Raw genomic sequence first — 12,549 nt, 5'->3', positions numbered from 1 at the left:
GCGGGTACTGCGGCTGCTGCGCGTTCTGCTGAGGGTGCTGGTGCGGATTCGGGGTGGGGTTCTGGGGCCACGACATGCCCGTCACCATATGCGGGCCTTGTCGCCGGGCCGTCGGGGCCCGGCGACAGATCCGCAACACTTCCCGTCAGTCCGTGTCCAGCACCGGCAGCAGCTCCGGAAGGTGCCCGTCCGAGGCCAGCGCCGCCGCCTGCCGCTCCGCCGGCACGTCCTCGTACAGCGTCGTCCGCGCCCGGGCCGGCCGGCCCGCCGCCTCGGCGATGGCGACGAGGTCGCGGATGGAGCGGTACGAGCCGTACGAGGAGCCCGCCATGCGGGAGATGGTCTCCTCCATCAGCGTGCCGCCCAGGTCGTTGGCGCCGGAGCGGAGCATCTCCGCGGCACCGTCGGTGCCCAGTTTGACCCAGCTCGTCTGGATGTTGGTGATGTGCGGGTGCAGCAGCAGCCGGGCCATGGCGGTCACCGCGCGGTTGTCGCGCATCGTCGGGCCGGGCCGGGCGATGCCCGCCAGGTAGACGGGCGCGTTGGTGTGGACGAACGGCAGCGTGACGAACTCGGTGAAACCGCCCGTCTCCTGCTGGATCTCCGCCAGCAGCCGCAGGTGGCCGAGCCAGTGCCGCGGCTGGTCCACGTGCCCGTACATCATCGTGGAGGAGGAGCGGATGCCCAGTTCGTGCGCCGTCCGCACGACCTCGACCCAGGTGGCGGTGGGCAGCTTGCCCTTGGTGAGGACCCAGCGGACCTCGTCGTCGAGGATCTCGGCCGCCGTGCCCGGGATCGTGTCGAGCCCCGCGTCCTTCGCCTCGGCCAGCCACTCCCGCACCGACAGCCCGGTGCGCGTGGCGCCGTTGACGACCTCCATCGGCGAGAAGGCGTGCACGTGCATCCCCGGCACCCGCTTCTTCACCGCCCGCGCGATGTCGAAGTAGGCCGTGCCCGGCAGGTCCGGGTGGATGCCGCCCTGCATGCACACCTCCACCGCGCCCACGTTCCACGCCTGCTCCGCGCGGTCGGCGACCTGCTCCAGGGAGAGCGTGAACGCGTCGGCGTCGGTGCGGCGCTGCGCGAAGGCGCAGAAGCGGCAGCCGGTGTAGCAGACGTTGGTGAAGTTGATGTTGCGCGTGACGATGTACGTGACGTCGTCGCCGACCACGTCGCGCCGCACCGCGTCGGCGATCCGGCAGACGGCGTCCAGGGCCGCGCCGTCGGCGTGCAGCAGCGTCAGGGCCTGGTCGTCCGTGAGCCGCGTCGGGTCGTCGGCGGCCTGGGCGAGCGCGGCCCGTACGTCGCCGTCGAGGCGCTCCAGGGCGGGGGCGGGTCCGCCGGCCGCCTCGCGCACCGCCTCCCAGTCGCCGTACACCTCGTCGAAGTCGTCGCGGCGGTCGGCGGTGCGGCCCTCGGTGTCGACGGCACGGTGCAGGTCGGTGCGGCCGGTGGCGACGAAGACCTCCTCGGGCTCCTGCCAGGGGATGCCGCGCACCTCCGCGTCCTCGTCGGCGAGGCCGGTCGCCGGGTCGGCGAGGGCCCGGACGTGCGGCAGCAGCCGCGGGTCGAGCCAGGGCTCGCCGCGCTGCACGTACTCGGGGTAGACGGCGAGGCGTTCGCGCAGCCGGAAGCCGGCGGCCTCGGAGTGCCGGGCCAGCTCGTCGATCTGCGGCCAGGGGCGCTCGGGGTTGACGTGGTCGGGGGTGATCGGCGAGACGCCGCCCCAGTCGTCGACGCCGGCGCCGATGAGGCGGCCGTACTCCGCGTCCACGAGGTTGGGCGGCGCCTGGAGGCAGGCGGAGGGGCCCATGATGTGGCGGGCGACGGCGACGGTGGCGACGAGGTCGTCCAGCTCCGCGTCGGGCATGCCGCGCATCGCCGTGCCCGGCTTGGCGCGGAAGTTCTGCATGATGAGTTCCTGGATGCCGTGGTAGGCGCGGGACACGCGGCGCAGGGCGAACAGGGACTCGGCGCGCTCCTCGTACGTCTCGCCGATACCGATCAGCAGGCCGCTGGTGAAGGGCACGTTGCTGCGCCCGGCGTCCTCCAGGACGCGCAGCCGGACGGCGGGCTCCTTGTCGGGCGAGCCGTAGTGCGGCATGCCGGGCTCGCGCCACAGCCGCTCCGAGGTGGTCTCCAGCATCATGCCCATGGAGGGGGCGACGGGCTTGAGCCGCTGGATGTCCGTCCACGACATCGCACCGGGGTTGAGGTGCGGCAGCAGGCCGGTCTCCTCCAGGATGCGGATGGCGATGGCGCGGACGTAGGCGATGGTGTCGTCGTAGCCGGCGGCCTCCAGCCACTCGCGGGCCTCGGGCCAGCGGTCCTCGGGGCGGTCCCCGAGGGTGATGAGGGCCTCCTTGCAGCCGAGCTCCGCGCCGCGCCGGGCGATGGCCAGGACCTCGTCGGGCGACATGAACATCCCGTGGCCCTCGCGCCGCAGCTTGCCGGGGACGGTGGCGAAGGTGCAGTAGTGGCACTTGTCGCGGCAGAGGCGGGTGAGGGGGATGAAGACGCTCTTGGAGTACGTGATGACGCCGGGGCGGCCGGCGGCCTCCAGGCCCGCGTCGCGGACGCGCGCGGCGGAGGCGCACAGGTCGTCGAGGTCGGCGCCGCGCGCCTGGAGCAGCACGGCGGCCTCGGCGACGTCCAGCGCGACGCCGTCGCGGGCGCGTCTGAGGGCGCGGCGCATGGCGTTGGCGGTGGGTGCGGCCTGCGGTGTCGGACGCTGTGCGCTGGAGGTCATTGTCCGAGCATACGAGCGGTCAAGGACAGCGCCGCGTACGGGAAGGAGGCGGTGTGTGTGCCGCTCCTCACGTCGGCCGGAGGCCGTTTCCCCACGTCGGCCGGAGGCCGTTTCCGCCGGGCCCCCGGGCCGGGCTGCGTCAGAGGAATTCCGCGTGCGCGTCGAGCGCCCGCAGCACGTCGGCCTCGGGGGCCGAGGGCAGGCCCACGACGACCTCCTCGATGCCCAGGTCGGCGAAGTAGGCGAGCTTGTCCTTGGAGGGGTGCACGGCGTACGGCACGACGGCCGGCTCCCCGTCGCGCCCGGCCTCGGCCCACACCAGGCGCAGCCGCGGCAGGTTGTCCTTCAGGCCGCTGCCGCCGATGGGCAGCCAGCCGTCGGCGTACTCCGCGATGTGCGCGAACAGCCGGCGCCCGGCCGTGCCGCCGATGAGGGTGCGCGGCCCCACCAGGGGCGCGGCGTCCCGGCGCGGGCGGGCCGGGTGCAGCGGCTTGGGGTGCGCCCAGCTGGCGCTCACGGAGCCGAAGGCGCCTTCGTAGGCGGTGGGTTCCGGCGCCCACAGCGCGCGCATCAGCGCCATCCGGTCGCGCACCACCTCTCTGCGCCGGGCCCAGTCCACGCCGTGGTCGGCGGCCTCCTCCACGTTCCAGCCGTAGCCGATGCCGAAGGTGAAGCGGCCGCCGCTGAGGAAGTCGAGGCTGGCGACCTGCTTGGCGAGCAGGACGGGGTCGTGCTGGGCGACGAGGGTGACGCCCGTGCCGATCGCGATGCGGTGCGTCACGGCCGCGGCCTGCGACAGCGCCACGAAGGGGTCGACCATCCGGCCGTACTCCGGCGGCAGCGGCTCCCCCATGGGGGCGGGCGTGTCGCGGCTGACGGGGATGTGGGTGTGCTCGGGCAGGAACAGCCCGGCGAATCCGCGCTGCTCCAGCTCGCGGGCGAGCCGTACCGGGGTGATGGTCTCGTCGGTGAGGAAGACCGTGGTGGCGATGCGCATGGCGGGCACCTCCGTCGTCGCGTGCGACCACGGTAACCGTGCGGGGCCCGCCGCGGCCCCCTTCGGCACGGGACGGCGGCCGGGCTCGTTCCGCTGTCCGCCACTCGGGCGTACAACGGTCCCATGCGCCGACGCGATGTGTTCCGGATGACGGCTGTCGTGGGCGCGGCGGGCGCCCTTACCGTGGAGGGCGTGACCTCCGCCCGCGCCGACGGTCCCGCACGCGAGGAGACCCGGACGCTCACGGGCCGGCTGCCGGCCGGTGCGCCCGACTACGTGTACCTGCCGGTGGAGGTGCCCGCCGGGGTCCGGGAGCTCGCCGTCTCGTACACGTACGACCGGCCGGAGGTGCCGCCGGGGACCCTGGGCAACGCCTGCGACGTCGGGATCTTCGACGAGCGCGGCACGGCCCTGGGCGGTGCGGGCTTCCGCGGCTGGTCGGGCGGGGCGCGCACGGAGTTCGTGGTGGGTACGGAGCGGGCCACGCCCGGTTACCTGCCGGGCCCCGTCCGCCCGGGCACCTGGCACGTGGTCCTCGGCCCGTACACGGTGGCGCCGCAGGGCATGGCGTACGAGGTGCGCGTGACGCTGCGGTACGGGCCGGCGGGCCGCACGCCCGCGGTGGTGCACCCGCCGCAGCGGGCGGCGGGCCGCGGCCGCGCCTGGTACCGGGGCGACAACCACCTGCACAGCGTCCACTCGGACGGCAGACGCACGCCCGCGGAGATCGCGGCGGCGGCGCGGGCGGCGGGCCTGGACTGGATCACGACGACGGAGCACAACACGACGTCGGCGCACGGGGCGTGGCAGGGCCTGTGGGGCGACGACCTGCTGATCCTGACGGGCGAGGAGGTCACGACGCGCAACGGGCACGTGCTGGCGCTGGGCACGGACCCGGGCGTCTTCGTGGACTGGCGCTACCGGGCCCGGGACGGTGCCGGGCAGGGTGCCTTCGCACGGTTCGCCCGCGCGATCCGGCGGGCGGGCGGACTGGTCGTCCCCGCGCACCCGTTCGCCGACTGCCCGGGGTGCTCGTGGAAGTTCGGCTACGAGCACGCCGACGTGGTGGAGGTGTGGAACGGGCCGTGGACGCCGGACGACGAGATGGCGGTGGCCGCCTGGGACGCGGGGCTGGCCGCCGCGGCGCGCGGCGGCGGGCGCTGGCTGCCGGCCATGGGCAACAGCGACGCGCACCGCGAGCCGCAGGTGGTGGGCCTGCCGCAGACGGTGGTGCTGGCGGACTCGCTGTCCCGGCAGGACCTGCTGGCGGGGCTGCGGGCGGGGCGCAGCTGGATCGCGGAGTCGTCGGCGGTGGGGCTCACGTTCGAGGCGTACGGGGCGCGGGGTGGGCGCGCGGGCATCGGCGGGCGCCTGCGGGTGCGCGCGGACGACGAGCCGGTGACGGTACGGCTGGGGGTGACGGGGGTGCCGGGGGCGGTGGTGCGGCTGGTGACGGACCAGGGGCCGGTGTTCACGGCGCCGTTGCCCGCGGACGGACGGTTGGAGTGGGGGACGTCGGCGGCGCGGTCCGCGTACGTACGCGCGGAGGTGCGGCGCGGGGGCGCGGACCGGCCGATGGTGGCGCTGACGAATCCGGTGTTCCTGGGGGCGTGAGGCGGGGGCGTGAGGCGGGGATGTCATCCGGTGGGTCTCAGGGAGCCTTCCGGGTCAGGTCCGGGTCGTGGCGGGTTTGGACCGCCGGTCGCCCGCAGACAGCGGCGTGGTGCCGGGCTCCCGTAGGGGGAGCAGGAAGAGGAGGCCCAGGGCGGGCAGCGCTATGAGGGGCGTGAGCGCCGTGCGCAGGGACGTGGCGTCGGCCAGGGCGCCGATGACGGGGCTGGCGAGGCCGCCGATGCTGATGGTGAGCCCGAGGGTGACACCGCCCGCGGTGCCGACGCGTCGCGGCAGGTAGTCCTGGCCCAGCGTGACGTGCAGCGAGAACGGCACGTACAGCACGGCGGAGGTGAGCGCGGTGAACACGAAGAGCAGCGGGCCGGGCACGAGCACCAGCCCGGCGACGGCGAACACGGTCAGCCCGTACGACCAGCGGACGACGCGGACACGCCCGTAACGGTCGGCGAGCCGCCCGCCCGCCAGGGTGCCCGCCGCCCCGCCGAGGTAGAGCAGGAACAGGGCGGCCGTGCCGGCGACGTCCCCGCCGCCGGTGCGCTGGCGCGCGTAGAGGGAGATGAACGCGCTGAGGCCGACGAAGACGACCGAGCGGCAGACGATGGCCGCGGACAGCTTGGCGAACGACGCCCAGTCGTCGCGCTGTTCGTCCGCGTCCGCCCGGCCGGCGGCCGGGCCGCCACCGGCGGGGGCCGACGCGGCGACGGCACGCAGGGCCGCCGCGCACAGCGCGGCACCGACGACGGCGGGGACGGCCAGCAGCGGGGTGGCGTGCAGCCCGCCGGTGGCCACCACGGCGGCGACCAGCAGCGGGGCGGCGGCGAAGCCGAGGTTGCCGCCGAGGGAGAACCAGCTCATGGCCGTGTGGCTGCCGCGGCTGGCGTTGCGTGCCACGCGGGCGGACTCCGGGTGGTACGCGGCGACGCCGATGCCGGACACGGCGACCGCGGCGAGCGTGAGGGCGTACGAGCCGCTCACGCCGCTCAGCGCGACGCCCGCGCCGCCGGTGAGGGCGCTCACCGGCAGCAGCCACGGCATGGCCCACTTGTCGGTGAGCGCCCCGAACAGCGGCTGCACGACCGACGACAGCAGGGAGGCGGCCAGCACGATGCCGGAGGCGGCGGCGTAGCCGTACGCCCGCTCGGAGACGAAGAACGGCACCAGCGCGGCCACCGCTCCCTGGTAGACGTCCACGCACGCGTGGCCCAGCGACAGGAGGAGGATCGGGTGGTGGGGCGACGAGGCCCGGGACTGCTGCGTCATACGCGTCATGCACCGATCGTGCCGACGGCGCCCGGTGTCGCGCTTCCGTTAAGTTGCCAACCCATGTCGAACATCCGCCACACGCCGGAGGCACCGACCCGGGTCAGGACGCTGGCCGCCGGGGAGGGCATCGACGCCCACCGCCACGACGACCACCAGATCGTCTACGCCGGCTCGGGCGTGCTGGCCGTGACCACGGACTCCGGCACGTGGTTCGCGCCCGGCACCCGCGCCATCTGGGTGCCCGCCGGCACCGTCCACGCGCACCGCGCCCACGGCCACCTGGAGCTGCACCTGGTGGGCCTGCCCGCCGGCGACAACCCGCCCGGCCTGGACGCGCCCACCGTGCTCACGGTCGGCCCGCTGCTGCGCGAGCTGATACTGGCCTACACCCGCGACCCGGAGGACACCGGTCCGGAGCGCCGCCGGCTGCTCGCCGTCCTCCGCGACCAGTTGCGCGCCTCGCCGCAACAGCCCGTGCAGCTGCCCACGCCCAGCGACCCGCGGCTCGCGGCGGTCTGCGCGATGCTGCACGCCGACCCGTCGGACAGCCGCACCCTCGCGGCCCTGGGGGCCGCCGTGGGGGCGGGGGAACGCACGCTCAGCCGGCTGTTCCGCGCCGAGCTGGGCATGACGTTCCCGCAGTGGCGCACCCAGTCGCGGCTCTACCACGCGCTGCGCATGCTGGCCGACGACGTGCCGGTCACGGCGGTCGCCCACCGCTGCGGCTGGTCGTCGGCCAGCGCGTTCATCGACGTCTTCCGCCGCTCCTTCGGCTACACGCCGGGCACGCACAACCGGCGCGCGTAAGGCGGTGGGAAGACGGCCGGGAGGATGACAGGGTGGGGAACATCCGTACGTACCCCGCACTCCGCACGACGAAATGAGCGCCGCATGGCTGTCATCCACCGCACCACGCTGGTACCGACCAAGGGCGAACTGCTCACCTCCTGGCTGCCGTCGAGGCCGTGGTACCGGGGCGGCAGCGCTGCTCCGCAGCTGTCCACGGCCGGCGGCTTCCGCCTCGACGACCCGGAGGGCGAGGTCGGCATGGAGTTCATCGTGACGGCCGACGCCACCACGGACACCACGTACTTCGCGCCGCTCACGTACCGCGGCGCGCCACTGGAGGGCGTGGACCACGCCCTGGTCGGCACCCTGGAGCACGGGGTGCTGGGCAAGCGGTGGGTGTACGACGGCTGCCACGACCCGGTGCTGACCGCGCAGCTGGTCGCGCTGATCGAGGGCCGTGCCCGCGCCCAGGCGCAGAGCATCAGCGACACGCCGGACGAGGACGTGACGCGCTCGTTCACGGGCCCGGCTCCGGCGCTCTTCACGGAGGTCACGGACGGGACCGAGAGCACGGACCTGACCACGCCGCAGGGCCTCGTGCTGCGCCTGCACAGGGTGCTGCGCCCGGGCCCGGAGCAGCCCCTCCCGGAGGGCGCGACGGGCCACGTGGCGGGCTCCTGGACCCAGCCGGACGGGAGCCGGGCGCGGGCGGTGTACGCGGTGCTGTACGGCGCCGGGAAGTAGGGGTCACCACGGGAGTTCGGCGTAAAGGACCGCGCGGAGCCCCCGGAAGGACACGTCCCCGACGAACGGCGCCAGGGGCGAGCGCCGGTGCCACAGCTCGTCGAACCGGCGCAGCTCCGCCCTCAGTTCCCGTGCGCTTTTACGCGACAGTGCCTGCATGACGTCGTCGAGGAGCACACGCGCCTCCAAGGGGTCGCCGCAGCAGTCCCAGTAGAGGCAGCCCTGCTCGTAGTGGTGGGCGAGGACGCGGACGGGAAGGCCTACGTGATCCTTCCAGAGCCTCACGGCCTGGCTGACCTCGCCCCGGAAGAGGTAGGTGCGGGTGCGTTCGAGGCGGGAGATCTCCGCCAGGGTGCGCGCGGACAGCCCGTCGATGACGAGGGACGGCGCGAGGTGGTCGTGGGGCCGGCGCCGGCGCGGGAGCGCGGCGCGGACCTCTTCGGGGCGCCTACGCGGCACGGCCCTTTCGGTTGATCGGCATGGGGAGAGAATGCCACACCGGATCGCCGTGGTTCATCCGGATTCCTGACAGGAGAACCCCCATGAGCAGCCCCGCCGACGGCCTCGCAGACGGCATCGCCGACGACCTCGTCGGCACGCAGGCCCCGCGCCACCGGATCACCGGCCCCGCGGAGGCCCTACGGGTGCTGGAGCGGGCCGCGCCCGGCCTGGCGCGGCACCGGCGCACCGAATCCGCCGTCCCCGACTGGGCGCTGATCGGCACGGCGCTCGGCACGGCCCTGCCCGGCGACTTCAGGCTGCTCGCCGAGCAGCACCGGCACTTCCGGCTGGGCGGCTTCCTCGCCGTCGCCCTGCCGGCGCCCGGCCGGGAACACGCGTGGCTGCGCGGCGTCCGCCAGAACCTGGAGATCGTGCACGACTGGTGGGAGGACGGCATGACGGCCGGCCTGCCGCCCCACCCGGCCCCCGGCGGGCTTCTCCCCTGGGCCGAGTCGCTCTCCGGCGACCTGTTCCTGTGGACGACGGCCGGCGCCGGGCCGGACGACTGGCCTGTGACCGTCGCGTCCCGCAGCGGGGCGTGGTGGCACTACGCGGGCGGCGCCGTGCAGTTCCTCGCCGAGCTGCTCGACGGTTCTCTCGAACCGTGGGCGCTGCCGGAGGTCCGGCCCGAGGTGACCTGGCCGGCCGGCGCGTAGCCGCTGCGGCGGGGGTGCTCCCCCTCACCCCGTCGCCACCGTCTCCGTGTCCCGTCCCGAGCGCAGTACCCGCCCCGGGAGCTCGCCTGTCGCCACGTCGTACCGCATGATCTCCGCGCCGTGGACGCGTACGCTCACCACTCCCAGGGCGCGCGAGTCGAGGCGTGCGCCGTCGCCCGGGAGGTCGCGGACCAGCGCCGGGGGTGTCGCGTCCACCCGTTCCGGGTCGAAGAGCACCAGGTCCGCGTGGTGGCCCTCGGCGATGCGGCCGCGGTCGCGGAGGCCGAAGAGGCGCGCCGGTTCGTCGCTCAGCATCTGGACCGCCCGCTCCAGCGGGACGAGCTTCCGCCCGCGCAGGCAGTCGGCGAGGAAGCGCGTGGGGTACGACGCGCCGCACATGCGGTCCAGGTGGGCGCCCGCGTCGGAGCCGCCCAGCAGGACGTCCTCGTGCTCCCACGCCTGGCGGCGGAGTTCCCAGCTGGCGGGGTCGTCGTCGGTGGGCGTGGGCCAGAGGACGGTGCGCAGGTCGTCGGCGAGGCAGATGTCGACGAGCGTGCCGAAGGGGTCCGTGCCGCGCTCGGCGGCGATCCCGGCGATGTCGCGGCCGGTCAGGCCGTCGTTCTCCTTGGTGTACGTGTCGCCGACGACGTAGCGCGCGAAGTCGGTCAGCCGGCGGTAGACCCCGGCCTCGGGCCCGGTGGCGCGGCGCAGGAGCTCGGCGCGTACGCCGGGCTCGCGCAGCTTGCGCATGCGCTCCTGGAGCGGCAGCCCCAGCACCTCGCCCCACCCGGGGATGAGGTGGAGGGCGCAGAACGTGCCCAGGGACATGTTCATCGGCGCCAGCACCGGCAGGGTGAGTGCGACGACGCGTCCGCCGGCGGCGCGGGCGCGTGCGCTGGGCGCGAGCTGGTGCGGGACGCGCTCGGGCACGGCGGAGTCGACGGTGAGGACGTTCCAGTTGAGGGGCCGGCCGGCCAGTGCCGACAGTTCCACCAGCAGGTCGGCTTCCTGGGGCGACAGCCGGTCCAGGCAGCCGTCCACGATGGCCTCCAGCTGCGTGCCCTCGTGCGCTCCCACGGCACGTGCCAGGGCGAGGAGTTCGTCGACAAGCGCGTGGCGGGACGCGACGGGCCGTCCGTCGCCGTCGGTGTGGGAGCCGGACTGCGTGGTCGACAGGCCCCAGGCCCCCGCCTCCATGGCGTCGCGCAGCAGGGCGACCATGCGCCGCAGCTGCCGGTCGTCGGGGGTGCCGCCGACCGCGTCGGGCCCCATGACGTACCGGCGCAGCGCGCAGTGCCCCACCATGAAGCCGGCGTTGACGGCGATGCGGCCCTCCAGGGCGTCGAGGTAGTCGCCGAACCCGGACCACGTCCAGGGGACGCCCTCCTCCAGGGCGGCGAGCGACATGCCCTCGACCCGGCTCATCATCCGGCGCGTGTAGTCGCCGTCGGCGGGCCGGTCCGGGTGCAGCGGCGCAAGGGTGAAGCCGCAGTTGCCGCCGACGACGGTCGTGACGCCGTGGCTGGTCGACGGGGAGGCGAGCGGGTCCCAGAACAGCTGGGCGTCGTAGTGGGTGTGCGGGTCGACGAAGCCGGGCGCGAGGACGAGCCCGTCGGCCCACTCCTCGGTGCGGCCCCGTCCGCCCACCCGGCCGCCGGCCTTGACCGCCCCGGGTGTCCGGTCGATGAGCGCTATCCGCCCGTCCCGGATGCCGACGTCGGCGACGTACGACGGTGCGCCCGTGCCGTCGACGACGGTGGCGCGGCGGATCAGGTGGTCCAGCACGGTCGGTCCTCTCCCTCGGGTCCTCGGACTCCTCGGACTGTCCGTTCGGCTGTCCCCGTTCGTCTGTCATGTCGGTGAGCGGTACGGGCCGGGGCGGCGACCCGGGAGGCGCCGCCCCGGCGGCATGCAGGGGCGCGCGGGCCCGCAGTGCGCCGCTAGGAGTGGCCGGGCGCTGCCCCCGCGGCCTGGCGCAGCCGTGTCGTGCGATGCACCGGATCGGTGTCGATCTTCGGGATGACGTGTTCGCCGATGAGCCGGATCGTCGTCATCGTGTCCTCGTACGGCACCCCGATCGGCAGGCCGAAGGCGAGCTGGTCGGCGCCGGCCCGCTCCCAGCGTTCGCACTGCCGCAGCACCTCGTCGGGGTCGCCGCAGACCATGAGCTCCTCGGCGATGAGCAGCTCGATGATCTCCTCGGTGTACTCGGGGAGCAGCTCGGGCCAGCGCGGTATGCCCTCGGGGCGCGGGAACGTGTCGTGGTAGCGGAAGAGCAGCGACTGGAGGTAGTGCAGGCCGCCGCCGGCGGCGATCCGGACGGCTTCGGCGTGGGTCGGGGCGCAGATGGCGGTCGTGGTGACCATGACGTTGTCGTTGACGTAGTCGCCGACGGGCCGGGCGTCCTTGACGGCCGTCTTGTACGAGTCGACGACCCACTCCATGTCGGCGACCTTCTGCACGCTGAACCCGAGCACGCCCAGGCCCTTGCGGGCGGCCATGGCGTACGAGGAGGGCGACCCGGCGGCGTACCACATGGCGGGGTGGGACGGCCCGTACGGCTTGGGCAGGATCTTGCGCGGGGGCAGCGACCAGTGGCGGCCGGTGAACCCCTCGTACTCCTCCTGGCGCCACATCCGGGGGAACTCGGCGATCGTCTCCTCCCAGATCTCCCGGGTGACGTCCATGGAGGTCGCGCCCGGCAGGAAGCCGAGGATCTCGTGGCTGCCGGCGCCGCGGCCGGTGCCGAACTCGAAGCGGCCGCGGGAGAGGTGGTCGAGCATGGCGGCCTTCTCGGCGACCTTGGCGGGGTGGTTGACCTGCGGCAGCGGGTTGAAGATGCCGGAGCCGAGGTGGATGCGTTCGGTGGCGTGGGCGAGGTAGCCGAGGAAGACGTCGTTGGCCGAGAGGTGGGAGTACTCGTCCAGGAAGTGGTGTTCCGAGGCCCACGCGTACTTGAAGCCGGAGCGGTCGGCCTCGACGACGTACGCGGCCTCCTCCATCAGGGCGTGGTGCTCGGCCATGGGGTCGCTCCGTGAGCGGCTCGCCGGTACGTAGCCCTGCACGAAGATCCCGAATTCCAAGGGAGTCACCGCCCGTCGTCGCCACGCGGCGGCGCCCGCCGCGATCTGATGGTTCGTCAGCTGAGCTGGCAGCGACTGTGGCACCGCCCGCCACCACCGTCAAGGGCACGCCGGGCCGCGCACAAGGCCACCGCG

Annotated in this window: 10 protein-coding genes; 4 read left to right on the top strand and 6 right to left on the bottom strand. The window is 74.4% G+C overall.

Translation table 11 applies throughout. The annotated features are described in order from the left end of the window. Window positions 1-145: 145 nt before the first annotated feature. Complete coding sequence (locus IE305_RS22095; protein ID WP_190131410.1) at window positions 146-2,749, bottom strand: bifunctional FO biosynthesis protein CofGH; 2,604 nt, start codon at window positions 2,747-2,749, stop codon at window positions 146-148. A gap of 139 nt (window positions 2,750-2,888) precedes the next feature. After that, window positions 2,889-3,746, bottom strand: coding sequence for a TIGR03619 family F420-dependent LLM class oxidoreductase (locus IE305_RS22090; RefSeq protein WP_190131409.1), 858 nt, complete (start codon window positions 3,744-3,746; stop codon window positions 2,889-2,891). A gap of 123 nt (window positions 3,747-3,869) precedes the next feature. Between IE305_RS22090 and IE305_RS22085 the strand changes: the two genes are divergently transcribed. Next, window positions 3,870-5,360 carry a CehA/McbA family metallohydrolase gene (locus tag IE305_RS22085; RefSeq protein WP_190131408.1) on the top strand — a complete coding sequence of 497 codons (1,491 nt, stop codon included), beginning with the start codon at window positions 3,870-3,872 and terminating at the stop codon, window positions 5,358-5,360. Between the two features lie 54 nt (window positions 5,361-5,414). On the opposite strand, the gene IE305_RS22080 is transcribed toward IE305_RS22085, so the two are convergent. Further along, window positions 5,415-6,647, bottom strand: coding sequence for an MFS transporter (locus tag IE305_RS22080; RefSeq protein WP_229891318.1), 1,233 nt, complete (start codon window positions 6,645-6,647; stop codon window positions 5,415-5,417). Between the two features lie 54 nt (window positions 6,648-6,701). Here IE305_RS22080 and IE305_RS22075 point away from each other — a divergent pair, with 54 nt between their 5' ends. Both IE305_RS22075 and IE305_RS22070 read left to right on the top strand, forming a co-directional pair. Beyond that, entirely contained in the window at window positions 6,702-7,448 is a 747-nt protein-coding gene (locus tag IE305_RS22075; protein ID WP_190131407.1) for an AraC family transcriptional regulator, read from the top strand. A gap of 84 nt (window positions 7,449-7,532) precedes the next feature. After that, a complete protein-coding gene (locus IE305_RS22070) occupies window positions 7,533-8,174 on the top strand; it encodes a maltokinase N-terminal cap-like domain-containing protein (RefSeq protein ID WP_190131406.1) in 642 nt (213 codons plus the stop codon). A gap of 3 nt (window positions 8,175-8,177) precedes the next feature. On the opposite strand, the gene IE305_RS22065 is transcribed toward IE305_RS22070, so the two are convergent. Continuing rightward, the gene (locus tag IE305_RS22065; RefSeq protein WP_229891317.1) at window positions 8,178-8,633 is read right to left on the bottom strand and encodes a hypothetical protein; all 456 of its coding nucleotides are present in this window, start codon (window positions 8,631-8,633) and stop codon (window positions 8,178-8,180) included. Window positions 8,634-8,716: 83 nt separating this feature from the next. Here IE305_RS22065 and IE305_RS22060 point away from each other — a divergent pair, with 83 nt between their 5' ends. Then, window positions 8,717-9,331, top strand: coding sequence for an SMI1/KNR4 family protein (locus IE305_RS22060; protein ID WP_190131405.1), 615 nt, complete (start codon window positions 8,717-8,719; stop codon window positions 9,329-9,331). Between the two features lie 24 nt (window positions 9,332-9,355). Here the strand turns inward: IE305_RS22060 and IE305_RS22055 are convergent, their stop codons facing one another. Next, the gene (locus IE305_RS22055) at window positions 9,356-11,116 is read right to left on the bottom strand and encodes an N-acyl-D-amino-acid deacylase family protein (RefSeq protein WP_190131404.1); all 1,761 of its coding nucleotides are present in this window, start codon (window positions 11,114-11,116) and stop codon (window positions 9,356-9,358) included. A gap of 155 nt (window positions 11,117-11,271) precedes the next feature. After that, the gene (locus IE305_RS22050; protein WP_190131403.1) at window positions 11,272-12,414 is read right to left on the bottom strand and encodes an LLM class flavin-dependent oxidoreductase; all 1,143 of its coding nucleotides are present in this window, start codon (window positions 12,412-12,414) and stop codon (window positions 11,272-11,274) included. Window positions 12,415-12,549 lie beyond the last annotated feature (135 nt).

The sequence above is a fragment of the Streptomyces mashuensis genome (assembly GCF_014654785.1).
In the GTDB taxonomy this organism is placed as follows: Bacteria; Actinomycetota; Actinomycetes; order Streptomycetales; family Streptomycetaceae; genus Streptomyces; species Streptomyces mashuensis.
The sequence above is the reverse complement of the archived record's forward strand: the minus strand, read 5'-3'. Positions and strand labels throughout refer to the sequence as shown.

Bases quoted from the DNA above. Each gene is read 5' to 3' on its own strand.
- IE305_RS22095 (WP_190131410.1), bottom strand. From the start codon at position 2,749: ATGACCTCCAGCGCACAGCGTCCGACACCGCAGGCCGCACCCACCGCC.
- IE305_RS22090 (WP_190131409.1), bottom strand. From the start codon at position 3,746: ATGCGCATCGCCACCACGGTCTTCCTCACCGACGAGACCATCACCCCG.
- IE305_RS22085 (WP_190131408.1), top strand. From the start codon at position 3,870: ATGCGCCGACGCGATGTGTTCCGGATGACGGCTGTCGTGGGCGCGGCG.
- IE305_RS22080 (WP_229891318.1), bottom strand. From the start codon at position 6,647: ATGACGCGTATGACGCAGCAGTCCCGGGCCTCGTCGCCCCACCACCCG.
- IE305_RS22075 (WP_190131407.1), top strand. From the start codon at position 6,702: ATGTCGAACATCCGCCACACGCCGGAGGCACCGACCCGGGTCAGGACG.
- IE305_RS22070 (WP_190131406.1), top strand. From the start codon at position 7,533: ATGGCTGTCATCCACCGCACCACGCTGGTACCGACCAAGGGCGAACTG.
- IE305_RS22060 (WP_190131405.1), top strand. From the start codon at position 8,717: ATGAGCAGCCCCGCCGACGGCCTCGCAGACGGCATCGCCGACGACCTC.